20 protein-coding genes and 1 other annotated feature are annotated in these 25,012 nt (G+C 42.1%); of the genes, 16 read left to right on the forward strand and 4 right to left on the reverse strand.

All coding sequences use genetic code 11. The annotated features are described in order from the left end of the window. Positions 1-74 precede the first annotated feature (74 nt). The 6 genes from HPK16_RS08475 (at position 75) to HPK16_RS08500 (ending at position 7,191) form a co-directional block, all read left to right on the forward strand. Positions 75-452, forward strand: a complete 378-nt coding sequence (locus tag HPK16_RS08475; protein WP_181676542.1) for a DUF1761 domain-containing protein — start codon at positions 75-77, stop codon at positions 450-452. Between the two features lie 125 nt (positions 453-577). Further along, the gene (locus HPK16_RS08480) at positions 578-2,275 is read left to right on the forward strand and encodes a CocE/NonD family hydrolase (RefSeq protein ID WP_181676543.1); all 1,698 of its coding nucleotides are present in this window, start codon (positions 578-580) and stop codon (positions 2,273-2,275) included. Between the two features lie 199 nt (positions 2,276-2,474). Next, positions 2,475-3,752 carry a D-alanyl-D-alanine carboxypeptidase PBPD1 gene (pbpD1, locus tag HPK16_RS08485; RefSeq protein ID WP_181676618.1) on the forward strand — a complete coding sequence of 426 codons (1,278 nt, stop codon included), beginning with the start codon at positions 2,475-2,477 and terminating at the stop codon, positions 3,750-3,752. A 325-nt stretch (positions 3,753-4,077) separates the two neighbouring features. Beyond that, positions 4,078-4,680: a CatB-related O-acetyltransferase gene (locus HPK16_RS08490; RefSeq protein WP_181676544.1), complete on the forward strand. Its 603-nt coding sequence runs from the start codon at positions 4,078-4,080 to the stop codon at positions 4,678-4,680. A gap of 52 nt (positions 4,681-4,732) precedes the next feature. After that, a complete protein-coding gene (locus tag HPK16_RS08495; protein ID WP_181676545.1) occupies positions 4,733-6,124 on the forward strand; it encodes an O-antigen ligase family protein in 1,392 nt (463 codons plus the stop codon). After that, positions 6,121-7,191, forward strand: a complete 1,071-nt coding sequence (locus tag HPK16_RS08500) for a CgeB family protein (RefSeq protein ID WP_181676546.1) — start codon at positions 6,121-6,123, stop codon at positions 7,189-7,191. The genes HPK16_RS08495 and HPK16_RS08500 overlap by 4 nt, the downstream gene beginning before the upstream one ends. A gap of 419 nt (positions 7,192-7,610) precedes the next feature. Here HPK16_RS08500 and HPK16_RS08505 read toward each other — a convergent pair whose 3' ends face one another. Next, positions 7,611-8,429 (reverse strand): histidine phosphatase family protein, encoded by an 819-nt coding sequence (locus tag HPK16_RS08505; protein ID WP_181676547.1) that lies wholly within the window; start codon positions 8,427-8,429, stop codon positions 7,611-7,613. Positions 8,430-9,267: 838 nt separating this feature from the next. On the opposite strand from HPK16_RS08505, the gene HPK16_RS08510 reads away from it, so the two are divergent. Then, on the forward strand, positions 9,268-9,900 hold the full coding sequence (locus HPK16_RS08510; RefSeq protein WP_181676619.1) for an NlpC/P60 family protein: 633 nt from the start codon (positions 9,268-9,270) through the stop codon (positions 9,898-9,900). Between the two features lie 403 nt (positions 9,901-10,303). On the opposite strand, the gene HPK16_RS08515 is transcribed toward HPK16_RS08510, so the two are convergent. From HPK16_RS08515 to HPK16_RS08525, 3 genes are all read right to left on the reverse strand, one after another. After that, the gene (locus HPK16_RS08515) at positions 10,304-11,959 is read right to left on the reverse strand and encodes a peptide ABC transporter substrate-binding protein (protein ID WP_181676548.1); all 1,656 of its coding nucleotides are present in this window, start codon (positions 11,957-11,959) and stop codon (positions 10,304-10,306) included. Between the two features lie 680 nt (positions 11,960-12,639). Further along, a complete protein-coding gene (pabB, locus tag HPK16_RS08520) occupies positions 12,640-14,349 on the reverse strand; it encodes an aminodeoxychorismate synthase component I (protein WP_181676549.1) in 1,710 nt (569 codons plus the stop codon). Then, the gene (locus HPK16_RS08525; RefSeq protein ID WP_181676550.1) at positions 14,327-14,929 is read right to left on the reverse strand and encodes a glutamine amidotransferase-related protein; all 603 of its coding nucleotides are present in this window, start codon (positions 14,927-14,929) and stop codon (positions 14,327-14,329) included. Before HPK16_RS08525 ends, pabB begins: the two co-directional genes overlap by 23 nt. A 669-nt stretch (positions 14,930-15,598) precedes the next feature. After that, positions 15,599-15,815 (forward strand) — a binding site (T-box leader). 197 nt (positions 15,816-16,012) lie between these two features. Here HPK16_RS08525 and serS point away from each other — a divergent pair. The 9 genes from serS (at position 16,013) to HPK16_RS08570 (ending at position 25,010) form a co-directional block, all read left to right on the forward strand. Continuing rightward, on the forward strand, positions 16,013-17,299 hold the full coding sequence (gene serS / locus HPK16_RS08530) for a serine--tRNA ligase (protein ID WP_181676551.1): 1,287 nt from the start codon (positions 16,013-16,015) through the stop codon (positions 17,297-17,299). A 578-nt stretch (positions 17,300-17,877) separates the two neighbouring features. Beyond that, positions 17,878-18,540: an HI_0552 family protein gene (locus tag HPK16_RS08535; RefSeq protein ID WP_181676552.1), complete on the forward strand. Its 663-nt coding sequence runs from the start codon at positions 17,878-17,880 to the stop codon at positions 18,538-18,540. A 180-nt stretch (positions 18,541-18,720) separates the two neighbouring features. Then, positions 18,721-19,569 (forward strand): BglG family transcription antiterminator LicT, encoded by an 849-nt coding sequence (gene licT, locus HPK16_RS08540; RefSeq protein WP_181676553.1) that lies wholly within the window; start codon positions 18,721-18,723, stop codon positions 19,567-19,569. A gap of 354 nt (positions 19,570-19,923) precedes the next feature. Continuing rightward, the gene (locus tag HPK16_RS08545) at positions 19,924-20,643 is read left to right on the forward strand and encodes a glucosamine-6-phosphate deaminase (RefSeq protein WP_181676554.1); all 720 of its coding nucleotides are present in this window, start codon (positions 19,924-19,926) and stop codon (positions 20,641-20,643) included. A 21-nt stretch (positions 20,644-20,664) separates the two neighbouring features. Next, positions 20,665-22,098 (forward strand): 6-phospho-beta-glucosidase, encoded by a 1,434-nt coding sequence (locus tag HPK16_RS08550; RefSeq protein WP_181676555.1) that lies wholly within the window; start codon positions 20,665-20,667, stop codon positions 22,096-22,098. Between the two features lie 109 nt (positions 22,099-22,207). Then, positions 22,208-22,513 (forward strand): TIGR04197 family type VII secretion effector, encoded by a 306-nt coding sequence (locus tag HPK16_RS08555; RefSeq protein WP_181676556.1) that lies wholly within the window; start codon positions 22,208-22,210, stop codon positions 22,511-22,513. 10 nt (positions 22,514-22,523) lie between these two features. Then, complete coding sequence (locus HPK16_RS08560; protein WP_181676557.1) at positions 22,524-22,886, forward strand: DUF3958 family protein; 363 nt, start codon at positions 22,524-22,526, stop codon at positions 22,884-22,886. Between the two features lie 2 nt (positions 22,887-22,888). Next, positions 22,889-24,460, forward strand: a complete 1,572-nt coding sequence (locus tag HPK16_RS08565) for a polymorphic toxin type 15 domain-containing protein (RefSeq protein ID WP_181676558.1) — start codon at positions 22,889-22,891, stop codon at positions 24,458-24,460. Between the two features lie 10 nt (positions 24,461-24,470). Next, positions 24,471-25,010, forward strand: coding sequence for a T6SS immunity protein Tdi1 domain-containing protein (locus HPK16_RS08570; protein WP_181676559.1), 540 nt, complete (start codon positions 24,471-24,473; stop codon positions 25,008-25,010). Positions 25,011-25,012: the final 2 nt, after the last annotated feature.

Here is a 25,012-nt window from a genome sequence, read left to right on the forward strand (position 1 = left end):
TGAACCGTAATAATAGGCTGTTAAAACCTCTGAAAACGTGCTAATATAGTTTTGCACGAAGAAGGGGGATATGTATGAACATCATTATTGCACTAGTAGCCGGATTAGTTGCTTTTGCAGTCGGAGCGCTATGGTATACCGTGCTGTTTGGGAAGGTCTGGATGAAAGCAGTAGGAATGACGGAGGAAACTGTTCAGAAAGGATCACCGGCAACGCCAATGATTGTGACACTTGTTGTTGAGATGGCAGTGGCGGTACTCGTGAGTTTTATTTTGATTCACTTGGATCTGGATATCTATCTGGGAGGCTTACTTGTCGCTAGCATCGCAATCTTATCGGCAATCAAGAATTATATGTTTGAGATGAAGCCGTTTAAGCTAATTCTAATTAATGAAAGCTACAAATTGGTGACAATTATGATTATGACAGTAAGTGTAGCCATTTTTTCCTAAATAACTAAAGATCAGCGTATTTCTGATGCCCAATTAGAAGTACTCTGGTTTTTTTTGCGCGCTTTTCTTGACTCTGATGGCAGAATACGAAACAATAATAAGTATATAGAAGGAGGTTGTTTCACGTGAAACATTGTAAAATTAAGATTGAGAAAGATGTCCCAGCAAAAATGCGAGATGGTGTGACGTTGTATGCGGATGTTTATCGCCCAGATGCGGACGGAGAATTTCCAGTTTTACTAACAAGACTTCCATATAGCAAGATTTTTGGATTACATTTTTTACGCCCAGATGTGTTGGCGGAGAATGGATATATTGTTATTGTGCAAGATGTGCGTGGGCGCTTCAGCTCAGAAGGAGAATTTGTTCCGTACATAAATGAGGCCAATGATGGCTATGATACAGTAGAGTGGGCGGCGAAACTTCCACAGGCAAATGGAAAGGTTGGTATGTTTGGCCTCTCGTATTATGGATACACTCAATTATTAGCTGCGATGGCTGAACCGCCAAGCTTGAAAGTTATCGTCCCAACGATGTCGCAAAACAATATGACGGATGTATTTAATGATCATGATGGTGCGCTTGAACTTGGCGCATGGGCTTCGTGGAGTATTGAGTCCATTTTGCCCGATTTAATTACGCGTCATATTACAGGTCCAAAAGAACAGGAAGCAGCTTTTGAACAGTTAGAAAAGGATCTCGACAATCTGGAAGAATGGTATAAATTCAAACCGATTAATGCTTGGCCTCCAATTAAAAACACTGGTGCGATGCCATATTTCACAGAAATTCTTGATTACCCGCTAGATCATCCGCATTGGAAAAATACGAGTGTGAAAGATAACTATGATCGAGTGAAAACGCCAGGTCTACACATTGGGGGCTGGTATGACTGCTTCCTGGATAAGACAATCGCAAATTTCCTCGGCGGACACCGTCAAGGTCTTGGTGACAAAATGGTAATTGGCCCTTGGACACATGGAAATTTCATCTCGATGATTGGTGATCGTGATTTTGGGACTGCTGCGGGTTCTTGGGGCGAGGCGAGTATGCATGCGCGGCATTTGGAATGGTTTAATCACTGGTTAAAAGGCGAACCATTACCACATACAGCGCCAATTCAAATTTTCACGATGGGAATTAATAAGTGGCAAGGCGCTAAAAATTGGCCATTGGAAAACACGAATTTTACGCCATTATATTTCCACAGCGAAGGTAGGGCAAATACGCTACACGGTGATGGGAAGGCTGATTTTAATCGACCAAAAACTACTGAAAAAAGTGATGTTTTTGCATATGATCCAGAAAATCCGGTGCCATCTCATGGTGGTGGAACGCTTCATAAAGCAATTCAAGCTGATGGTCCACGCGATCAACGTCATTTAGAAGAACGCGAAGATATATTGTGCTACACAACAGCCCCACTTACGGAGGAAATCGAAGTAACCGGTCCAGTTGAGGTTGTTTTATGGGCTAAAACAAATGCTGTGAACACTGATTTTACAGCTAAACTAATAGACGTTCTGCCTGATGGAACAGCTTATAATCTCACAGAAGGTATTATTCGCGCTTCTAAACAGCATGGAGATAAAGTACAGAATGGATTGCATAAATATACGATTAATCTGTGGTCTACAAGTAATGTATTCTTGAAAGGTCATGCTATCCGTGTGGAGATATCATCAAGTAACTTTCCAAGATTCGATGCGAATCCAAATACGGGCGCTAGCTTTATCAATACGACGGAGAGTGTTGTCGCAAAGCAAACAATTTTCCATGATGTAGAGCATCCATCCCATATTTTGCTTCCGATAATTAAGTAATTTTATGACTAAAGTTCCTATACTCACCATTTAATTCATGGTAGAATAGTGAGGTATCTCTATTTTTAAAGTACCTTTCAAGAGGCTAAGGGAGCTTGATCTTGACTGTTTAATAATAAAAAAAGATAGCGTATGAAGGAGCGGTAAGGTGAGAATTTTTTCGAAAATAGGGGTTGTCTTTTTAGCGGCAACTTTGGCAATGAGCAGTTTAGTACATGGACCAGTAACGGCGGATGCAGCAGTAGCACCACCAACTGTTAATGCAAATGCAGCAATTACAATTGAAGAAGGCACGGGGAAAATTTTATATGGCAAGAATCCTGATCAGCTAATGGGAATTGCATCGATGACCAAAATGATGAATGAGTACTTAATATCAGAAGCCATAGCAAATGGTAAACTGAAATGGGACGACAAAGTTACGATTTCGGACTATGCATATGAAGTTTCACAAGATCGCTCGCTTTCCAATGTACCTCTAAGACGTGGTGAGGACTACTCTGTTGAGGAACTCTACCAAGCAATCGCGATTTATTCTGCAAACGGCGCGGCTATTGCAGTCGCTGAAAAAATGGCGGGTTCAGAAGCTAAATTTGTCGACAGGATGAATAAAAAAGCGGATGAATTGGAACTCGGCGCTCACAAGTTTGTGAATGCAACAGGCCTCAATAACGCCGATTTAAAAGGTAAATTCTCAGCAGGGAGTGCGACTGATGAGAACCAAATGACGGCTCGTGGGATGGCAAAATTGGCACAGCATATCATTCAAGATTATCCTGATGTATTGAAAACATCAAGTATCGCTAAGAAGAAATTCCGAGAAGGAACGAGCGATCAAATCGATATGACGAACTGGAATTGGCTATTACCGGGCTTGATTTATGCAAGAGAGGGCGTAGATGGTTTAAAGACTGGAACGACTGATTATGCCGGTCAATGTCTCACAGCGACTGCGGTTCAAGACGGCATGCGCGTGATTACAGTGGTTATGCATGCTAATGGCGGAACGAGTGCACATGATAAAACACGTTTTAGCGAAACCAATAAAATGCTCGATTTCGCTTTCAACAATTTTAAAGTAATGGAAGTTCGCAAAGCAGATACAGCGGTGAAAGAGACAATCGCCGTTAACAAAGGCAAGGAAGATAGCGTGGCTCTAATGACGAAAGACGCTGTGAAAATTGTTGTTCCAAAAACGACAACCGAGCCAAAACTAGATGAAAAAGTGACATTAGACGAAAAAACAGTAGATGCGCCGGTGAAGAAAGATACGAAAGTAGGAACGATGACAGTTCAGCTGAAAGACGGTGACACGCTGGGCTACGTAGACGGTAAGAAAACCGATACAATCAATGTTGTTACAAAGGACGATGTCGATAAAGCGAACTGGTTCATGCTTATGCTTTATAGTATCGGCGACTTTTTCACAGGTATTTGGGATTATATTGTAGATGGAATCAGTGGTTGGTTTAATTAAATAGAAGATAGACTGAGCTCGGTGCAAGATGGAGCTCAGTTTTTTTCATTTTGTAAAAAATATTAAATTCCGTTCACAGTATAGACATTTCATTCACGGAACGACTCATTTCGAGTTGTTTTTAAATGGATTTAAACGGTCAAAATAGACCTAAATGTGAATGTCTGCGATGTACAATAAAATACGTTTATCTAAAAAGAACTCAAAAAGAGCTTCTATATTAATAAACAACTCATAATGTATTGATAATAAAACGCAACTCCCTTATACTAGTAGTAAGATTAGGGACATTTATTGTTTCTAAAAATGATGGGGGACTTACAATATGAACGTGAAACAGTATATGCCGCTGGGGTTAAGAGGGTATATGAATCTGATTAAATGTAGAAAGCGGTTTCCACAAAACAAGATTCTTTCAAGTCAAATTGGCGCGAATGTCATTCTGGGAAAGGAGTGCTGGGTTAATAAAGATGTCATCATCGGCAACAACGTAAGTATCGGTGACTATTCCTATATCAATAAAGGAGCGATTATTGCATCTGGGACTATAGGGAAGTACTGCTCGATTGCCGCTTACTGCCAAATCGGTTTAGACGAGCATCCAATCGATAAGGTTTCCACCTCGCCATTCACCTACGACAGCGTGGATTGGGATAATTTTCAAAATCCGCCGGTGATTGGGAATGACGTTTGGATAGGTGGCAATGTTCTTGTGATGCAAGGCGTGAATATTGGCGACGGTGCCATACTAGCGGCGGGCGCGGTGGTAACGAAAGACGTTCCGCCATATGCAATTATTGGAGGTGTCCCTGCTAAAATTCTCAAAAAGAGATTTGAGGAAAATACCATTGAAAATCTCGTAAAAGAAGCTTGGTGGGAGAAATCAGATCCACCGGCTAATTTAGACATAAAAAAATTCACTAAATAAATGTAGCCGACAACGACCACGATTGTATCTACAGATTTGAAAGGAAATTATCATGAACAGATGGAATGAAACTTTGGATAGTAAAAAAAGAAGCGTCATTATTTTATTCATATTTTTGAGCGTAGTAGTTCCTTTTGTACCAGCAATTTTAGCAGTACTTGTTGTCGCAATTATACTCTACATGATAAAGGATATCCCACTTCAAAAACTGAATTATTATCTCTTCATAGGTGTGGTTATAAGCGGTTTTTTAGGACCATACCTAGCTTTACCAGCATTCCCAAGCTTCTTTCTTTTTCGAATTTTAATCATTCTGCATCTATTCTTATTTTTATTCGAAAAAAAGGATTTCAAAAAATTAGATAGTGTCAAAATACCGATTATCCTATTTATAGTCTGGATTTTGTACTCTATTTTCAGCTTATTGTGGACGTCATCTCCATCACTTAGCATCGTAGCGATATATTACCAGATAGAGTCGTTTTATCTCCTGTTTGCGTTTGTCTATTACATCAATAACTTCACAAAATTAAAGCAAATGCTAACGTGGATTGTACTCATCTATATCATGACAATAGCAATTGGGTTGTGGGAAATTCTAACGGGCAATCATCTGAAATACTCAGCGGGAAATATTTTATCTTATGGAGATATGAGGCCAACAGGGTTACTTGTCAACACGAATGATTACAGCTCCTATATCGCATTCTATATACCGATATTACTACTTTTCCTATTTAACAAAAAAACAATTTTCAAAAGCCTCATCGGGATCGCGGCACTTGGAGCTCTGACATTCATCATCTTAGAAACAGAGTCAAGATCAGGGCTAGTCGCTTTCGTGGTGGTCGCCGTACTAACGCTATATAAAATATTCCATCATAAAATCCTGTTCTTTTTCGGGCTGACCATGAGCGCGCTACTAGGGCTATGCCTCTTGCTAATGCGACACGGGGCGCAACTAACAACCTATTTTACTGGAAAAACGGATTCTACTAGCCAAAGAGCATTTATGTACGAGACCATTTTCCAACTGTGTAAGGAACATAATTTTTTAGGAGTCGGTATCGGCGTCACACCAAAATTTGTTTTTACGGCATTATACGGGACATCAAATATTCCTGATACGATGCAACGAACGATGAGTGCGCATAATCTGTGGCTTTCCAACCTATCCGATGTGGGTATTATTGGCTTTTTCCCATTCGTTTTGTTGTTTATGTGGTTCGTTACCCACGCTATGAGATTGTATATCCAAAACCAACAATTACTAGCCGCAATCCCAATCTGTATTTTAGCTGCGTTTGCAGCGATATCGATTGGCAGTAGCAGTATTTTTGAAATGCGAATCGTATGGCTCGGCCTTGGCTTGGCACTGACGATTATCAACTTATTAGGGCAGAATACAAATAACCTAAAAATTAGAACAGGAGTGACAAGATGAAAAAACAGCTTAAAGTTTTATGCGTTGGAGCGGGGTGGCGAGGGTCTAACAGTAAATCGCTTTTCAACGGTTTTGTTAAACTCGGATGCGACGTTCGAATTATTGAGACAGATGGCTATTTCTATAATTATTCTGTACCAGAGCGGTTATACATGAAAGTTCGCAAAGTTCCGCTGAAAGCTAAATTTCAAAAATTCAATAAAACGATTGAGCGGACAATCGACTCCTATCAACCAGATATTTTATTTGTTGTGAAAGGACTCTGGGTGACCGAAGAAATCATTCAGTATGCTAAATTAAGAGGGATCACAACGATACACTTTCATCCAGATTTTCTATTTGATGATCGCTACCACACTTCTCTAATTTTGGATAAGGCGATTCTTTCGTACGATATTGTGGTAACTGCAAAGACAACAGAAGTCGAGAAGTACAAACAGTTTGGATGTCGTAATGTGCATTTTATGAAGTATGCGTACGATCCAGATATTCACCATCCAGTGCCGTTGAGTGAAGCTGAACAACGAGCGTTCCAAACCGATGTGGCTTTCGTTGGCAGGATGGAATTGCCACGGGCAGATGCACTAAATAATCTCGCTAAACTGGATTACGACATAAAAGTATGGGGAACAAAGTGGGACAAGATTCCAAAAAACTACGAATTAAACAAATACTGTGAAGGCCGCCCCATTTTTTGCGAAGAAATGGCGAAAGTTTTTCAAGGAGCAAAGGTCTCGGTGGGGTTTTTGACACAATTGTCCTCTGAGCAACACACAGCTCGAACGTTTGAAATTCCCGCATGCCAAGGCTTTTTTCTAGGAACACGAACAGAGGAACATATTGAAATTTTTGAGCCAGGCGTGGAAGCAGATTTCTTCAGTAGCACAGAAGAATTAGCAGAAAAGGTGGCATTTTACACTCAAAATGAAGAGATTAGAAATCGAGTTGCACAAAAAGGCTATGAAAAGGTCATTCAATTAGATGCAACCTATGAAAATAGAGTCACAGGAATTCTCGAATTTGCAGGGATCGCTCGGAGCGGGTCCAAGCAAGTGGTGCTTCGCTGAGATTTGGAGAATCCTTCTGTCAGCGAAGCGACAAACGCTCATCTCCGTCGTTAAAAGCTGTGTTCCGATGCTCACATACTCTAGTATGCTCCGCTTCGGTACGCGCTTTTGCCTAGGATCTGAGCCTTTGTCGCTCCGCTGCGGCTTGGAGAATCCTTCTGTGTTAGGAAATGGGGCAATAATTTTTAAAAACATGACAAAAAACCACCGCGGAAAAGGGAGTAACCGCGGTGGTCAAAAAGGGAGTTTGGGATTTTATTCTCAGGGGAAAGAATAAAAATTTAATTTGTTAGCTTATAACTATATAATAACGGTCGCCGAAGAGATTTGGCTGTGAGTTAGATTAGAATTTAATGAAAAAATAGGCTTGGTGCTCGTAACAAGGATTACGAGTATCAAGCTTATTTTTCGTTTCCATTCTATTTTTCTTTTGAGCCTTTTTCTATATAGCTTAAGTCGTTAACGTCGCCAATCGTGAATTTGCCGTCTTTGTATTCGATTTTTGTGACGCTCGCGTTTTTCAAGCCGCCATCAGGTAGTTTGTAGCCTGGTGAAATGCTATCAAGTAGGGCGCCAATGCTCAAACCGTGAGATACAAGGAGTACATTGTGATCGCCTTTTTTGCTTTCTTTTTTCGCTACTTCGTTAATGCCTTCTTGCAATCTTGCGGTAATTGTTGCATAATCTTCTGCAGGCCAGTTTGTACCGGCTTCCACGCGATCTTTATCCAGTGCTGCAACGCTATTTGCGAAGTCTTTTGGCGAGATACCTTCACTTTGCCATTGCTCCAATATCTTGCCTTGGCTTTTCGCGATATCGGTCCACATATTATGATTTAAATCGCCTTCATACGATCCAAAATTAAATTCGCGGAACCGTGGATCAGTCTGTAATTTCACGCCATCGGATTTTTTATTTTCTTTCAAAATAATATCAGCCGTCTGAATTGCCCGTCCGCTGTCACTGCTGTACGCTGAGCCGAATTTAACATCTTTCAAACCTTTACCTGCATCTGTGACAATATCTTCACCAGCAGGCGTAAGTACCGCGTCAGACCATCCTTGCACGCGATCTGTTGTATTAAGCATCGTCTTACCATGCCTCACAACGTAAAACGTAACCGTCCCATCTTTTGCCGCGGTGTCCTTATCCTTCGTGTCAGCACTCGTATTGCTACAACCTACCACTAACAACAAACCACAAACTAACATCAAAACCTTTAACATCTGCTTTTTCATCTTTTTGCTCCTTTTTTTGTTAAAATTTTATCTCGACAGTTGAGGGAAACTGTTGAAAACTAGAAATACTGGTCAAAAAAAGAAACCTAAACGGATTCGAGGAGGCATCAAAAAAAGATGCAACTTCAAATCCACTTAGGTTATGCCCGAATAAACGGTAACAATCCTTGAAAGGAAATGTATTATTAAATACGGAATTTTATTAGTTCTAATATAACATGAATTGAAAACGGTTTCAAGTTAATTCAAAAAGTTTTTTTGAGCATCTTTCTGTATTAGATAGCTAGGCACCAATCTCTAAAAACATGACAAAAACCACCGCGGAAAAGGGAGTAACCCGTGGTCAAAAAGGGAGTTTGGTCATTCAGCGGAGCGACAAAGGCTCATCTCCGTTGTTAAAAGCTGTGTTCCGATGCTCACATACTCTAGTATGCTCCGCTTCGGTACGCGCTTTTGCCTAGGATCTGAGCATTTGTCGCTCCGCTGAGGTTTGGAGGGTCCTTCTGTGTTAGGAAATGGGGCAATAATTTTTAAAAACATGACAAAAAACCACCGCGGAAAAGGGAGTAACCGCGGTGGTCAAAAAGGGAGTTTGGGATTTTCATTCTTTAGGGAAAGTTTGAAAATTTATTTGCTTGTTGTTAGCTTATAAACATATAATAAACGTTGGAGAAAAAAATTTGCTGTGAGTTAGATTAGAATTTGATGAAAAATAACTTTTGGATTTAAAGGGATTGACGCGGGATTGTCGCTTCTTTGTAATATGCGTCTGGTAAGATGGGTTGCAAATGGGGAAAAGGGAGTGCATGTTTTGACGTTAAAATCTAGTAAGAAATGTATGGCTATGTTACTTGTAATCATTCTGGCAGTAAGTGTCTTGATATTACCGAAGTCTGGGGAAGCGGCAACAACTTACAAAATGACAACAACTGTAGAGAGCAATATTCGAACTGGGGACAGCGTGAAGTATGCAATTATTGGATATTACAAAGCAGGGACAACAGTTACATTTAATGCCAAAACTAAAAATAACTGGTACCGTATTACATACAAAGGAAAAGTGGGCTATGTATCGGGGAAATGTTTAGCGCCATATAAAGCACAGTCATTTACGGCACTGAATGTCGAAGCAAAAAAACACTTAGGCAAAAAATATAAATGGGGCGCAACCGGCCCAACTTCATTTGATTGTTCAGGCTACACAAGCTACGTTTTCAAACAATCGATCAACAAAGTAATCCCACGTACGGCAAAACAACAATACAATGCATCTACTAAAATTAAAGCGAATCAGTTAAAAGCAGGTGATTTGGTATTCTTTAATTACGGTAGCGGTATCGCGCATGTCGGTATCTATGTTGGCAGCGGCAAAATGATTAACGCACAAAATAATGGTGTGAAGTACGACAACATCTCGAGCGGTTATTGGAAAAGATATATCGCAGGATACGGTCGAGTAGTTAATTTTTAAAAATAAGAGGTTTGGGAATTCTCCAAACCTCTTATTTGCGTTCAGCGACGCGACAAAAGCTCATTGTTGGGGTTGTTCGAAGTAGAACGAGTTACAACCCCAATATGCAGGAGAACAAAGTGAGCCTGTAATCCATGCCTAGGATCTAAGCCTTTGTCGCGCCGCTGAGGTTTGGTGGTTCCTTCAAAGTTAGAAATTAAGAACATACAAAAAATAAATCTAAACACAAAAAAACCACCGTGGAAAAGGGAGGAACCACGATGGTCAAAAAGGGAGTTTTACGAGCTTTCATTCAAAAAGGGGGAAAGAATGAAAGTTCGTTTGTTGTTAGCTTATACTTACATATTAACGGTCGGGAAGGAAAACTTGCTGTGAGTTAAATGAGAAATTGATGAATGTTTCCCTAGTTTTTTGCCATTTCAATGAATTTATAGCTGTATGGTGAGCCGAAAGCGTGTTTTTGAACGCCTGTTACTTTTGGATTTTGTAATACGGCTGTCTGGTGCTGATATAGTGGTAGGATTGCGGCATCATCGTCCAATAATACTTTTTCTGAGTCAACAAAGGCATTCCATCTTGCAACTGGCTCTGTGGCTAACGTTGTGTCTGTAGATTTGACAAGCTGATCGTATTTGGGACTGTTGTAATTCATACTGTTGTTGTAGTAATCGGATAGGAAAAGACTGCTATACGTCCACGGATCCTTAAAGTCAGGCATCCAAGCGGCAAGGGAAAGATCGTAATTGCTAGTTCGAGTCAGCTCCGTCGCGCTCTTAGCAGGCATCGTTTTAATATTTATCGTCACACCAGGTAGATTCTTCTCAAATTGATCTTTTAGGAAGGTAAAAATCGTTTTTGTCGTATCTTGGTCATCGCCTAGAAGTTCGAGTGTGATCGTATCGGTTCCTAGTTCTTTTTTTGCTTGGGCTAAATATTTGCTCGCTTCGACTTTATTAAAAGTGAGATGATCCCCGCTGTCGGCTCGAAAATCAACGCCAGTTTCTGGGTTTTGTACGAAGTCTTTTGGTAATAAACCGTTCGCAGGAAACGATCCGTCGCCTAGTATTTCACTTGTTAGTGCCTCCTTATCTACTGCTAAATTGAGTGCGTGGCGTAGGGCGTTGTTGGCAAGAGGTGTGGCTTTGCCGTCACGTTTTTGATTTAGACGTAAGTAGCTGATGAGTGCGTCTTTTTCGGTTAGAAAATCGGAACGGTCTTTATACTGTTTCGCGTATTCTCCGGAAAGGGGCGCACGGTCGGCTTCTTTTGTCGTATATAGATTTACTCCAGCATTAATGTCTTTTGCCACCTGTACAGAGATTTCATCAATGGTTACTTGTTTTTTATCCCAGTATTCGTCGTTTTTCGCATAGGTCCATTTTTTGGAGGTATTTCCATCCCAGTTTTTCATAATGAAGGGTCCGTTATACAATGTGTGTGCTGCATCCGTACCATATTTGTCGCCTTGCTTCTCCACAAAAGCTTGTTTTTGCGGGAAAAAGGTTTCGAATGATAGTAGAGATATGAAGTAAGGCACCGGTTTTTTGAGTGTTATTTTTAAGGTTTCATTATCTGGTGCAGTGACGCCGAGTTCTGATGCAGGCAGTTTACCCTCGTGAATTTCCGTTGCATTTTTAATAGAATCTTTAAAAAGAGCTGCATAACTTGGTGCTGTTTTTGGGTCGACTGCACGTTTCCATGCATATACAAAATCGTTCGCGGTGACTTGTGAGCCGTCGGACCATTTTGCATTATCTCTTAGCTTTATCGTATATTCCGTCTGATCCTTGCTAATCTCAGGCATACTTGCTGCAACGCCAGGTACGAAATTATCTTTTTTGTCTAGCGTATAAAGTCCTTCAAATACTTGGTTTTGCGCAGTGAAACTAACAAAGTCTTCCTCCGCGGTCGTATTAAGCGTGAGTAGTTCCCCTGTTTCTAAAAAGTTGATTTGGTCTGCAGCTTTTTCATTTGTTTTGCCTGAGCTATCCCCGCAAGCTGCTAAAAATAGAACGCTTACTACTGAAATTATTGCAAATGTCTTTTTTGTGAAATGCATGCTGTTCCTCCTTTTTTCTGACTATTTTTATTAAGTATAAGTATTCCTATCGGATATGTCAACGTTCAGCGAAGCGACAAACACTCATCTCCGTCGTTAAAAGCTGTGTTCCGATGCTCACGTACTTAAAGTACGTTCCGCGTCGGTACGCGCTTTTGCCTAGGATCTAAGCATTTGTCGCTCCGCTGAGATTCGGAGAATCTTTCTTTGTTAGGAATTCAGACAAAATTTGGCGAAAAAATAAACACAAAAAAACCACCGTGGAAAAGGGAGGAACCATGGTGGTCAAAAAGGGAGTTTAGCGTTCAGCGAAGCGACAAACACTCATCTCCGTCGTTAAAAGCTGTGTTCCGATGCTCACGTACTAAAGTACGTTCCGCGTGGGTACGCGCTTTTGCCTAGGATCTAAGCATTTGTCGCTCCGCTGAGATTCGGAGAATCTTTCTTTGTTAGGAATTCAGACAAAATTTGGTGAGAAAGTAAACACAAAAAAACCACCGTGGAAAAGGGAGGAACCACGATGGTCAAAAAGGGAGTTTTACGAGCTTTCATTCAAAAAGGGGGAAAGAATGAAAGTTCGTTTGTTGTTGTTAGCTTATACTTATATAATAACGGCCGGGAAGGAAAACTTGCTGTGAGTTAAATGAGAAATTGATGAATGTTTGGCGAACTTTCTTTCATTAATGTAAATCGATGTTTACCCAGCCGCGGACGCTGTTGATTAGCCAGGTTTTTGTGGCTTTTAGTAGGTCATTGCGGTGCAGGACGCGCTCTGTAATCGTGTTTTCTGCTAGAAGGGTTTCGCGCATGGTGCCCCCTAATAAACCGGATGATTGTTTTGGTGTGACAAGTTGTCCGTCTATTTCTGCGACTAGATTGCCGTTGATGAATTCTGTAATCTCGCCGCGTTCGTTCCATAGTAGTGTTTCATCGTAGTCAATTCTGCGACGCTTTTCGTACATTGTTCGGTTGGTCGTTTTATGGTAGAGAAATGGATCGGTGCTATTGATGGATTTGTCGGCAAAATGGGCGGTCCATGTAATCGGATCGGAAATGATGAGCGTACCTTCCACTGTCATGTCGCCATTTTTACTTGATAGCAGGCGAACTTTCCAAATGTCGTTGGGGTGTTCTTTTGCGAACGCTTCTAGAGCCTCATTTGCAGCGTCAATGTTCCACGTGAAACCAAAATAATGGGCGCTTTTTTCGATACGTTTCAGATGTAAATCGGTGCGATAATAGGTACCATCTTCTAAACGTAGGCTTTCTAGTAATTCAAATTTTGGTAAATAGGTGGTTAGGAGGGCTGCTTTTGCTTGAACTTCCTCATACTCAGCGCCGCTACGTGAATCCCAAACAATACCGCCGCCAACGCCATATTCCGCAATTTTTTCTTCTGTGTCGACAACAACAGTTCGGATGGGTACGTTAAAAATCGCTTCCTTATCAGGTGTGATGTAGCCAATCGTGCCACAGTAAACATTGCGGGGAGAGGTTTCTGATTCGGCAATAAGTTGCATCGTTTTTACTTTCGGTGCGCCTGTGATGGAGCCGCATGGGAAAAGTGCTTCGAAAATGGCTGTTAAATGGACTTCTGGTAATGTTTCCGCAACTACTGTCGAGGTCATCTGCCAAACGGTTGGATAGCGTTCGACGTCAAATAGACGGGGAACTTTAACGGAGCCTGGTTTGGCGATTTGGCCGAGGTCATTACGTAATAAATCTACTATCATCACGTTTTCGGCTTGATTTTTAGCGGAGGCTGCGAGCCAATCACGTGCTTTAAAATCTTCTTCTAATGTCATGCCGCGTTTTGCAGTTCCTTTCATCGGCTTGGTTTGGATGACACCGTCTTTCCAATGGAAGAAAAGTTCGGGCGAGGCGGATAAAATGTGGAACCTGCCAGTTGATAAGTATGCTGAATAATCCGCTTGTTGCGCTATTTTCAGCTGTTCGTAAAAATTTTCGTCTTCATCTGTGAAATCACTTTGCAATCGGATTGTATAATTGGTCTGATATGTATTCCCTGCTGCAATTTGTTCTCGAATAAAATGGATACCTTTTGAATAGGAACTGTAATCGGTGGTTGGCTGCCAGTCTAACTTTGGAGGCGTTGAAAGTATTGTTGTTGTTTGCTCAATTTCGCGCATTTCACGAAAAACACCAAACCAAAGAAGCGGCATTTTGCCAGGTGGGTGCGTGGTCAGATTTTTATTGAAGGCGGCAGCTGCTTCATAGCCAATGTAACCGGCGACATAATAGCCAAGATCAACAGCTTGTTCGACTTGTTGCATTCGTAACATCACGTCATCTAGCTTATCCGTTTGAATAATGGCCTCGGGGGACGAGAATAGTTGTGTTTTTCCTTTAAAATCGAACTGCATTTTCATTTTCGTAGCTCCGTTCTGTTAGTTTTACAAAATTCCCTAATATTTCGTGACCATGTTCAGAAAGAATAGCTTCGGGATGGAATTGCACGCCTTCTATTAAAAATTTGCGGTGACGAACGGCCATGATAAGGTCGTCCTCGGTTTTTGCGGTGATGATTAATTCATTCGGAAAATGGGTTTCTGCTGCTAGGAGTGAATGATATCTGGTCACAGAAAAACGCGCGCTTAAGCTTGTAAACACGCCTTCTTGATCATTTGTAATTATCGATGTTTTGCCGTGGACGGGTTCGGGAGCGCGAATAATTTCGCCGCCATATGCTTGAACAATCGCTTGGTGCCCTAAACAAATACCAAGAATAGGGATTTTACCACCAAACTCGTGGATGAGAGCTAGACTGATTCCCGCGTCATCGGGTGTACCGGGTCCAGGTGAAATGACAATCGATTCGGGATTTATTTCACAAACTTCGGCTACAGTTATTTGATCATTTTTCACAACGCGTACTTGTTTGCCGAGCTCTAATAAATATTGATATAAGTTGTATGTAAATGAGTCATAATTATCGATTAACAGGATCACAATATCACTCCTAAATGGAATTTCAATGGATATACGTCCACCCTATTTATAGCAAAATAGTGGCAGTTTGTCCAATAAGCAGACTTGTGATTTCACAAACTTTGTTGGGTTGAAATGCGGGGACGAGGAGGATGACTGCAAAGGAGGAGAGGAATTGTTATAATGAATGAGAAAAGGAAGACATGCGACCAACATGTCTTCCTGATACAAACACCATTTAAGATGGTGACAGCCTGAATATTTCAAGAGCCACTAAGCCGTCAAGCGTATAAAGTGGCTTTTATTTTTTGTCATTTTTACTGTTCATTATCGCTACGACTAATGCTGCGAAGGCAATTGTTGTGGTTCTTTGAAGCAAGGCGAATTAGAACCTCAATATGCAAAGGAATGAAGTGAGTTTGTAGTCCTTTAATAGAGACTCGAATACAGTCATGCTTTTTCCTTTCTGGAAGAAACCACGAACAACATGGCATCACCTATTTTCTTAGCTAGGCTGCCAACCACATCATAAACTTGTTTGTAAGCCTATTATAGCATGGGGTTTCAGGGTTTCTCTGATGATTATGTAATGCAATTTTTAGGTGGATATTACAAGTTTTGAGTGGTGGGATTTTTCTGTTTTGGCTTGCTAATTCTGGGGTTATGGGGTAGAATGTTCTTAAATAATGAATTAAAACGTTGACAAGAGCTAGTAGTAGAAGTTGTGCTTTTTAGAGAGCTGATGGTTGGTGGAAATCAGTAGGAACGCTTTTATGAATCCGTCTTGGAGTGGGCAGAGGAAATGTGAGTAATCTGCTTCGGTGGGAACCGTTATATCAATTGAGCTGGAGTTTGGGATATTTCTCGGACTCAATTAGGGTGGCAACGCGGTACTTCCGTCCCTTTCCATGTATTTTATTTGGGGAGAGATTTGGGGGTCTTTTTGTTTGGACTTTTAGAGAGCGTATTGTGCTTTCTTAGAGTCCAAATATAAGACGGAGCGAAGCGTAGTGTTAATCCTTCAGTTTTCTTTACGCGAAACGTGACTAGACCGAATCTTAGAACAAATAAAACGAGAATACCATTTTGTGAGGAGGAAAAGAGATGTTGGATGTTAAGTTATTACGTGAGGATTTTGAAGGTGTGAAGGCGAAGTTATCGCATCGTGGGGAAGAGCTTGGGGAATTTGAGAAGTTTGGTGCGCTGGATACGCGGCGTCGGACGTTGATTATTGAAGTGGAGACGTTGAAGAGTCAGCGTAATGAGGTTTCGCAAGAGATTGCGCAGTTGAAGCGTGATAAACAGGATGCGGACGCGAAAATCGAGGAAATGCGTGTTGTTGGGGATCGGATTAAAACGTTTGATATTGAATTGAACGAAATCGATGAGAAGTTGCGCAATATTTTGATGGCGATTCCGAATATTCCGCATGAGTCTACGCCGATTGGTGATACGGAAGATGATAATGTGGAGGTTCGCAAATGGGGTGAGGTCCGCTCGTTTGATTTTGAGCCAAAAGCGCATTGGGATTTGGGAACGGATTTAGGAATTTTGGATTTTGAGAATGCGGCGAAGGTTGCGGGTAGCCGGTTTGTTTTCTATAAGAAACTGGGTGCGAGACTGGAACGGGCGTTGATTAATTTTATGATGGATTTGCATACGACGGAGCACGGGTATGATGAGATGTTGCCGCCGTACATGGTGAATCGCGATAGTATGACGGGTACGGGGCAGTTGCCGAAGTTCGAAGAGGATGCATTCTTGATTGAAAAAGAGGATTATTTCTTGATTCCGACGGCGGAGGTTCCGGTGACGAACTATCATCGTGATCAGATTATGAATGTGGATGATCTTCCGCAAAAGTACACGGCTTACAGTGCGTGCTTCCGTTCTGAGGCAGGCTCTGCGGGGCGCGATACGCGTGGTCTGATTCGCCAACATCAGTTTAACAAAGTGGAGATGGTACAGTTTGTGAAACCTGAGGATTCTTACGCGGCGCTCGAGGCCTTGACGGATAATGCGGAGGAAGTGTTGCGTCTGTTGGAATTGCCGTATCGTGTGCTTAGCATGTGTACCGCTGATTTAGGGTTCACGGCTGCGAAAAAATATGATATCGAAGTGTGGATTCCGAGTGGTGATAGCTACCGCGAGATTTCTTCTTGTAGTAATTTTGAGGCGTTCCAAGCGCGTCGTGCGAATATTCGTTTCCGCCGCGAGCCAGGTGGCAAGCCTGAATTTGTGCATACGCTAAACGGCTCAGGTCTTGCGATTGGTCGTACGGTTGCCGCGATTTTGGAGAATTATCAGTTGGCTGACGGTTCTGTCGCGGTTCCAAAAGTATTGCAAAATTATATGGGTGGCGTGGAAGTTATTACGGCACCGAAAAAATAAATAGATTATGTGAAAAGGGCTTTTCTCTGAATGTGGAGGAGAGTCTTTTTTATGTGGTTTTTAAATGTGACGGATTTGCCTTATTGTTGTTTGGAATGGTATCCGATGAGGAGAAATTTTGTATTTATTTATGGTTCTTTTCTGTTACGCTAAGTTTGGTAGGGTTATTTTAAAATGACGTTATCAAATTTACTAGTAAGGGAGATTGGACAGAGTTATGGAATCGTTTGTGTTGTATAGTAACAGTATAGTAGCTATTCTGTTAGGAATCTCAGCCCTGTTAATCTCAACTCTATCAAAAAAAAATAGATATATAAAATTTTGTACACTGTTGAAAAAAACAATATATATTTTTTTCCAATTCAAGTGATACTGCTGATAATCTTAGTGACATGGTTTTTCAAGCAATAATTTTAAATTTGAGAGACTAGGAAAATTATCGGGGATGGAGAGTACAGCGGTATTAAACTCCTGGATTTACCTAGATGTATTGAAAAATTTCACTTTAAGGCTTGTTTTCATGCAAGCCTTTTTGGGGTATAATGGCATACAAAGATTAGATAAAGGAGTATGGCATAATGCGATTTTATGAAGAAGATTTTGCGCTTTTTGATCGGGATTATTTTCAGTTTCGGCAAATGAAGGAGTTTACGCCAACGCTTGTGGAGGGTGTGAAGGCGGAATATAAGGTTAGATGGGATGTTTGGAAGGAGTTTGCGTTGTTGTGTCAGCGGGAAACGGTGGGTTTTGGGAAGCCGAAAGTGGAGAGTTGGACGAATGGATGGCAGGTTCGGTCGCATTTTTGGGCGTATTATAAGGGTTTGTCGCGGCCAGATTCGGCGAGTATGATTGCGATTTTGCTCAAAAAGGATAGTTTTCGGATTTATTTGGAGTGGCATGCGTATCGGAGTTCGGATTCGGTAACGAGTTATGAGGAGCATATTCGGTGGGTGGAATTTTTGCCGGAGTGGGTTCGGGAATTGGGGATTGATGTCGCGAATTATCGGGTGTGGACGTCGTATGAGGATGAGCCGGATAATTTCGTGGGATTGCAGGATTATTTGGAAAATCCGGAGGTTCGGGAAGGGTTTCGGGAGCTCTTGGAAAACTCGAAAAAATGGCTTCGAATTGGGCGGGTAATTCCAAAAGAGGAAGCTGTGCAATGTGTTGCTATGGAAGAGATTGTAAGGGAAACGATGATGGAACTTTCTTACTTGTATAGTAAAACGGAAGAGCTGTAAAATGGGATGAAAAATCTTGTTGACAGCGCTTTCGATAAGGTGCTATACTTAGCCTTAGGAAAAGGATTGTTACTGATTCGATCAGGCATTACCAACATCGACGGGGAAGCACGTATTTGAGTACGTGTAGCTGCGTGTGATATTGGTATTTTTTTCGTCCATGAAAGCGAGGAGGCTTCTATGAAGATTATTAAAGCGATTAATAATAATGTTGCTCTGGCGGTGAATGAGCAGGGACATGAGCTCGTGATAATGGGCAAGGGTGTTGGATTCCAGAAGAAGTTGGATGATATTATTGATGATGCGGTGATTGAGAAGGTTTTTGTTTTGGAAACGGACGAATTGTCTGAGAAATTGATGGATTTACTTGGCGAAATTCCGGCGATACATCTGGAAATTGCGGATGAGATTGTGAATTATGCGAAGGAAACTTTTGATGCGAAAATCAGTGATAATGTGTATTTAACGCTCACGGATCATATCAGTTTTGCGATTGCGCGGCATGAAAAAGGTATGCTGATTCGCAATGTGATGTTGTGGGAAATTAAGAAGTTTTACAAGGATGAGTTTAAGATTGGTCTGAAGGCGCTGGATATTATTAAGGAGCGGCTTGGGATTCAGCTTGGTGAGGATGAGGCTGGATTTATTGCGCTTCATATTGTGAATGCGCGGACGGACGGTCAGGCGATGAAGACGACGGTTGATATGACACAGGTTGTGCAGGATGTGCTGAACATTGTGACGTATCATTTTAATGTGGTGTTGGATGAATCATCGCTGAATTATACGCGTTTTGTGACGCATTTACAGTATTTTGCGCAGCGGCTTTTGCGGAATGAGATTGTGGATTCTGGCGATGATTTTCTTTTTGATCAGGTGCAGGTGAAATATCCGGAGAGTTTTGAATGTACGGGAAAAATTGATGCATATTTGCAAAAGGCGCACCATGCAACGCTTACGAAGGATGAACGGGTGTATTTGACGCTTCATATTCACCGGGTGACGGAGCGGAATCGGACAAATGAATAGAAAAGTCAAAACATGGCTTGCTACTGGTGCGACCAGGCATAACCTAGATTGATGGCAAGAACGGGACGTATCTTTGCGTGCTCAGGATTGTTATTGGTTTGGGTTTTTGCTATTAGGGGATTTCCGAGCTTTTATGGTTTTCGGGTTTCGCGCCTTCGGATCTAGCTTCACGCGCTAGTCTCTCGGAAATTTCGTGGCCTCCGCAAAAACCAAATGAAGGGTTTCACTGCGCCCTCTAACAATTTCATTCGAGCCTAACGAGCGCGTTCAGCTTTTCGTTTGACCTGCAATGCATTACACAGTTTACACTTATTTTAGGTCATAAAATATAGAGGAAGATTGGGAGCTGATTTTTTGAAGTTTATTATTACAGATTCATATGAAGAAATGAGTACGGTTGCAGGGCAGCATTTATTGGGCTACATGTATCAGGATCGTCGTGTTAACATGTCGATTACGGCTGGGAATACGCCACTTCGGATGTATGAGCAACTTGTTCCGCAGGTGAAGGGGAAATCTTATTTTGATAATGTGCACTATTATAATTTCGACGAGATTCCGCTCAAAGGAACTGGTGAGCCTGGCGTGACGATTAGCAACTTAGCGAAGTCGTTTTTCACGCCAGCCGGGATTCCAGCTGAACAGATTCACGTGCTCGATGAAACGAATTACGAGACGCATGACGCGCGGTTGAAAGCGGACGGTGGGCTTGATGTGATGTTGCTTGGTATCGGCGCGGACGGTCATTTTTGTGGGAATTTGCCGGATACGACAGATGTTCATGATGAGACGGTAGCTGTTCCGACGACGCCTGAAATGAAGGAGATTTTGCTTGGTGAAGTTGGCGGAGATGCGTCGAAGGTTCCGGATTTTTATGTGACAATGGGGCCAAAAGCCGTGATGCAGGCGAAAAACATTATTATGTTTGCGAATGGGGAGCACAAAGCGGAAATCGTGAAAAAAGCCTTTTTTGGTGAAGTAACGAACGCTGTGCCATCTTCCATTTTACAATTGCATCCGTCGATTACAGTTATTTTGGATAAAGAAGCAGCGTCATTGCTGCCAAACTTATAAATAAAAGGAGAGAAAATTATTATGACAAAATCACCATTTCCAGAAGGATTTTTATGGGGCGGCGCGGTTGCTGCCAATCAATGTGAGGGCGCGTATTTAGAGGATGGCAAGGGCTTGTCACCTGTCGATGTTTTACCGTCTGTTGAAGGAGGGCGTTGGGATGCGGTTATGAATCCGACGAAAGCGCTTGAAACGAAATATGATTATTATCCGAGCCATGAGTCAATTGATTTTTATCACCGTTATAAAGAGGATATTGCGTTGTTTGCGGAAATGGGATTCAAGTCGTTTCGTTTGTCGATTAGCTGGCCGCGTATTTTCCCGAATGGTGATGACGCAACGCCAAATGAGGCTGGTCTTGCGTTTTATGATCGCGTGTTTGACGAGTGTGCGAAATATGGCATTGAGCCTGTCGTGACGATTAACCATTTTGATACGCCGGTGGAACTTTTCAAAAATTATGGTGGTTGGAAGAATCGCAAGTGTATCGATTTTTACATGAATTTCTGTGAGGTTATTTTTAATCGTTATAAAGGAAAAGTGAAGTATTGGATGACGTTTAATGAGATTAATATGATTTTGCATCTGCCGTTTTTCGGTGGTGGTATGGACGTGAATGGGGAAGCGAACCCGGAAGAGGCGAAGTATCAAGCGGCGCATCATCAGTTGGTGGCTTCTGCGATGGCGACGAAATTGGCGCATGAGATTGATCCGGAAAACCAGGTTGGTTGTATGTTAGCGGCTGGCGCGACGTATGCATTCTCCTGCGATCCGAAAGATGTTTGGAAAGCAATGCAAGCGGATCGTGAGGGTTATTTCTTCATTGATGTGCAGGCGCGCGGCTACTACCCAAGCTATAGCAAACGTTTCTTCAAGGAGCACAACATTAATTTAGTGATGGAAGACGGCGATTTGGATGTTCTGAAAAATCATACGGTGGACTATGTGGCGTTTAGTTATTATTCTTCTCGTCTAACAAGTGCAGATCCTGAAGTGATGAAGGAGACCGAGGGCAACGTTTTTGCGACATTGCGTAATCCGAATTTGGAAGCGAGCGAATGGGGTTGGCAAATCGATCCACTTGGTCTGCGTATCACAATGAACGCGATTTACGACCGTTATCAAAAACCACTTTTCGTTGTGGAAAATGGTCTGGGCGCAGTGGATACGGTTGAGGCTGATGGATCGATTAACGATGATTACCGAATTGATTACATGCGTGAACACGTGCGCGAAATGGGCGAAGCAATCGAGGACGGCGTGGATTTGATTGGCTATACGCCTTGGGGTTGTATCGACCTTGTCAGCGCTGGTTCTGGCGAGATGAAGAAGCGTTACGGTTTCATCTACGTTGACCGCGATAATGAAGGTAAAGGTACCTTGAATCGTTCTAAGAAGAAGTCATTTGATTGGTATAAGAAAGTGATTGAGAGTAATGGTAGTGATTTAGTTTAATGAAGTTCAAAAAGGAGCATCCTGTCTTAGATAGGGTGCTTTTTGATGTGGCTGTACAAGCGGGAAAATATTGCATATAATAGAAGAATACAGATATGGGAGGGGTTACATGAGCCAAATAAAAAGTAATCTTGGACGGGCAAATCAGGTGGCGACTTCGATGGGACACGCGACGGATGCGATGCGGCAATCGGGTTCGAAGCAGGTGCAATTGGCGAATCGGACGAGTGTGAAGGTGAGTCATGATGCCAAACGGAGCTCGGATAAAGCCAAGCAATGGATGATGCAATTGGGTAAGAGTTTTGGGCGGGACGTGGCGCATATTCGTTCGGTCGCGCAGGAGTTTGAACGGGTCGATCGCGAAGTTGGGAACGGGCTTGATTTTTCGGGCACAGCCCCACGTATCGGGAAATGAGGGATGGCAGATGAATGATAAGGACAGAGAAATAGATCGTTGGAATCAGCGGTTGCGGCATGTCGCGGATGACCAGTATGCGAAGGAACGGGAGATTCGTAGGCAGAAGCAGTTGTTGGATGAAGTGGACTATGTACATAATCGAAACAATCGGCTGTTTCATGAGCTTGGTAGTACATGGCATCGAGACCGAGAAATGGCGGTATTTTTGGATACGCAGCGTCATGACTATCAGCGGCAACATTTTCATGTGGTGGATGGCATGGAGGAAGAGCAGGTCAGGATGGAACGTGAAAAGCGTGCGTTGATGGACAAGGAATCGGACTATTATGCGGCTCGTCGAAAAGTGGAGTTTGGCGGTGAGCAGGTATGAGTTTGAATGTCTTTTTGGGTGAAATCGAGGCGCAATCGGAGAGCATGGTGGCGTCGTATCATGATATGATAGAGGCAATGGAAGGCTTGATGCGGGTGGTGAATGAGTTCGCGTTTGACCGAGAGTTGCAAGGGAAAACGTATGACAGCGCGAAACAGTATTTTGCGGCGACGTATCGACCACTGGCGCAAGGTATGATTTGTTTGTGTGAGGAATTGATACGGCAAAATCAAGCATTTCCGCAAAAATTCCAAGCGGATGTCGCGACAACGGATGTGATAGAAGATGAAATTCGGAATCAGATTCGGCAATTGGATGGGCAGATTCAAGATATCGAAAAGTTGAGCAATAATGTGGTTGGCATGGCGCTAATCACGCCAATCTTTGTGGATTTGAAGCGGAAATTGCAGGAGAAGTTAGAGGCTTTGTATCGATTTGATGCGGAGACGGCGACCTCGTTTGATCGTGCGATGGATTTGATGGCGAATATTGTTCGCGGATTGGCGGAAATCGATAGTGATAAAGCCTTCCAACCCAAAACTGGAACTTTTCATATGATGGGCTTGAATATGGCGTGGCGTTCGGCGTTGCAGAAACAATGGACGGCGCGAGAAGAAGCGATGGCGAAATTAGCAAAAGATAATGAGACCGCAAGACTTATCAAAGCGGCAGAAGATGCTCCACTACCCGTGATACCAGAAGGCAATGTGGCTGGGTTTGTCACGAAAGACGGGAAGTTGGATGGGAAAGCAACCTATGACAATGCGAAATGGCAACAAGCGCATGTGTTGGCAGGGATGAAAAACGCGATTTTCCTCATTGACATGGTAGCGCCAATTTTTGATATCTACCGCTGGAAAACAGGACTTGACCCAATAACACAAGAGAAGCTGACTCCCTTTGAGCAAAATGAGGCAGTAGCATTCACGGCATTGACTTTCGTTCCATTCGGGAAACTAGGAAAAGCGGCAAAAGCAATCAAAGCATCCACGCGAACGGATGAATTTAAGTTTCTATTTGAAGGCGTTGGTGAGATTAAACAAGCGGAAAGCGCGAGTAAAGTCACGAAAATAGCCAAACTCATGAAATTAGATAAAATTGAAGTCACCTTCAAGCGTAATCCAAAGCATGAACCCGCAGAATTCGCCCGACAACTAGCAGACCAAGAAAAAGGCATGAATAAGTTGACGGTGAGCGAGTATTTGGCGAATCGGGAGAAGTATTTGGCACAGGGTAGAGCTTTAGAAGGAAATGTTGCACAACAGGCTGCCCGAGAAGAAAGCTTTACTCAAAAAGTTAATGAATTAAGAAAAAGTGGAATATCGCTGACAGAGGCTAGAAAGCAAGCAAAGAATTGGATGGATACACAAGCAGCATTGCATAATCCAGACCAAATTGCTGGAGGGAATCCTTTGAACATAGGTGGACTTGGAGATAGGCGGGTTAATTCATCAATAGGAAGCCAGTGGAAGTACAGAATAGACGTTGTTGATGAACAAATAAACCAAATGATACGCCAAGTACCGAAAGAACAGTGGAAGGATATTTATTTAAATGTTAGTTTGAAACATTAGGAGGTAAGTCATGAGTGTATTAGAAGATTTTAAATTGGTTGAAAAAGTTTCTGAAGATATTTTGGAAGAGTACTGTACTAAACTGCCAGAAGAAATGATTTATTTTTGGAAGAAGTATGGATTTGGAACTTTTATGGAAGGTTATTTTAAATCAGTAAATCCACTAGAATATAAAGAAATTCTAGAGAGCACGAGTGAAAGATATACAGATAGTATTGTCCTGTTCACTACTGGTATGGGAGACTTAATAATATGGTCGGACGGCTATGTACGAATGATTAATTACCGATATGGCATAGTAAAAACTATTTTTTTCTCTTTTGAGTTCTTTTTCGAAGACACTGCGGACGAGGAGTTTAGGATAGAAGATCTTATGTGGAAACCATACCAAGAAGCAGTTAAAAAACTGGGAACACCGGCTTATGACGAATGCTTTGGTTACGTTCCACTTTTAGCTTTAGGTGGCTCAGAAAAAGTGGAGAACCTGCAAAAAGTGAAGTTAAAAGAGCATATTCTTTTGATTTCAGCACTAGTAGGAACAATTGAATAAAG

The sequence above is a fragment of the Paenilisteria rustica genome, assembly GCF_013820765.1.
GTDB classification, from domain to species: Bacteria; Bacillota; Bacilli; order Lactobacillales; family Listeriaceae; genus Listeria_A; species Listeria_A rustica.

Excerpts from the sequence above, each read along its gene's own strand:
- licT (WP_181676553.1), top strand. The coding sequence starts at position 18,721 with ATGAAGATTATTAAAGCGATTAATAATAATGTTGCTCTGGCGGTGAAT.
- HPK16_RS08510 (WP_181676619.1), top strand. The coding sequence starts at position 9,268 with ATGGCTATGTTACTTGTAATCATTCTGGCAGTAAGTGTCTTGATATTA.
- HPK16_RS08555 (WP_181676556.1), top strand. The coding sequence starts at position 22,208 with ATGAGCCAAATAAAAAGTAATCTTGGACGGGCAAATCAGGTGGCGACT.
- pbpD1 (WP_181676618.1), top strand. The coding sequence starts at position 2,475 with ATGAGCAGTTTAGTACATGGACCAGTAACGGCGGATGCAGCAGTAGCA.
- HPK16_RS08515 (WP_181676548.1), bottom strand. The coding sequence starts at position 11,959 with ATGCATTTCACAAAAAAGACATTTGCAATAATTTCAGTAGTAAGCGTT.
- HPK16_RS08490 (WP_181676544.1), top strand. The coding sequence starts at position 4,078 with ATGAACGTGAAACAGTATATGCCGCTGGGGTTAAGAGGGTATATGAAT.
- HPK16_RS08505 (WP_181676547.1), bottom strand. The coding sequence starts at position 8,429 with ATGAAAAAGCAGATGTTAAAGGTTTTGATGTTAGTTTGTGGTTTGTTG.
- HPK16_RS08570 (WP_181676559.1), top strand. The coding sequence starts at position 24,471 with ATGAGTGTATTAGAAGATTTTAAATTGGTTGAAAAAGTTTCTGAAGAT.
- HPK16_RS08560 (WP_181676557.1), top strand. The coding sequence starts at position 22,524 with ATGAATGATAAGGACAGAGAAATAGATCGTTGGAATCAGCGGTTGCGG.
- serS (WP_181676551.1), top strand. The coding sequence starts at position 16,013 with ATGTTGGATGTTAAGTTATTACGTGAGGATTTTGAAGGTGTGAAGGCG.
- HPK16_RS08475 (WP_181676542.1), top strand. The coding sequence starts at position 75 with ATGAACATCATTATTGCACTAGTAGCCGGATTAGTTGCTTTTGCAGTC.
- HPK16_RS08550 (WP_181676555.1), top strand. The coding sequence starts at position 20,665 with ATGACAAAATCACCATTTCCAGAAGGATTTTTATGGGGCGGCGCGGTT.
- HPK16_RS08495 (WP_181676545.1), top strand. The coding sequence starts at position 4,733 with ATGAACAGATGGAATGAAACTTTGGATAGTAAAAAAAGAAGCGTCATT.
- pabB (WP_181676549.1), bottom strand. The coding sequence starts at position 14,349 with ATGAAAATGCAGTTCGATTTTAAAGGAAAAACACAACTATTCTCGTCC.
- HPK16_RS08535 (WP_181676552.1), top strand. The coding sequence starts at position 17,878 with ATGCGATTTTATGAAGAAGATTTTGCGCTTTTTGATCGGGATTATTTT.
- HPK16_RS08500 (WP_181676546.1), top strand. The coding sequence starts at position 6,121 with ATGAAAAAACAGCTTAAAGTTTTATGCGTTGGAGCGGGGTGGCGAGGG.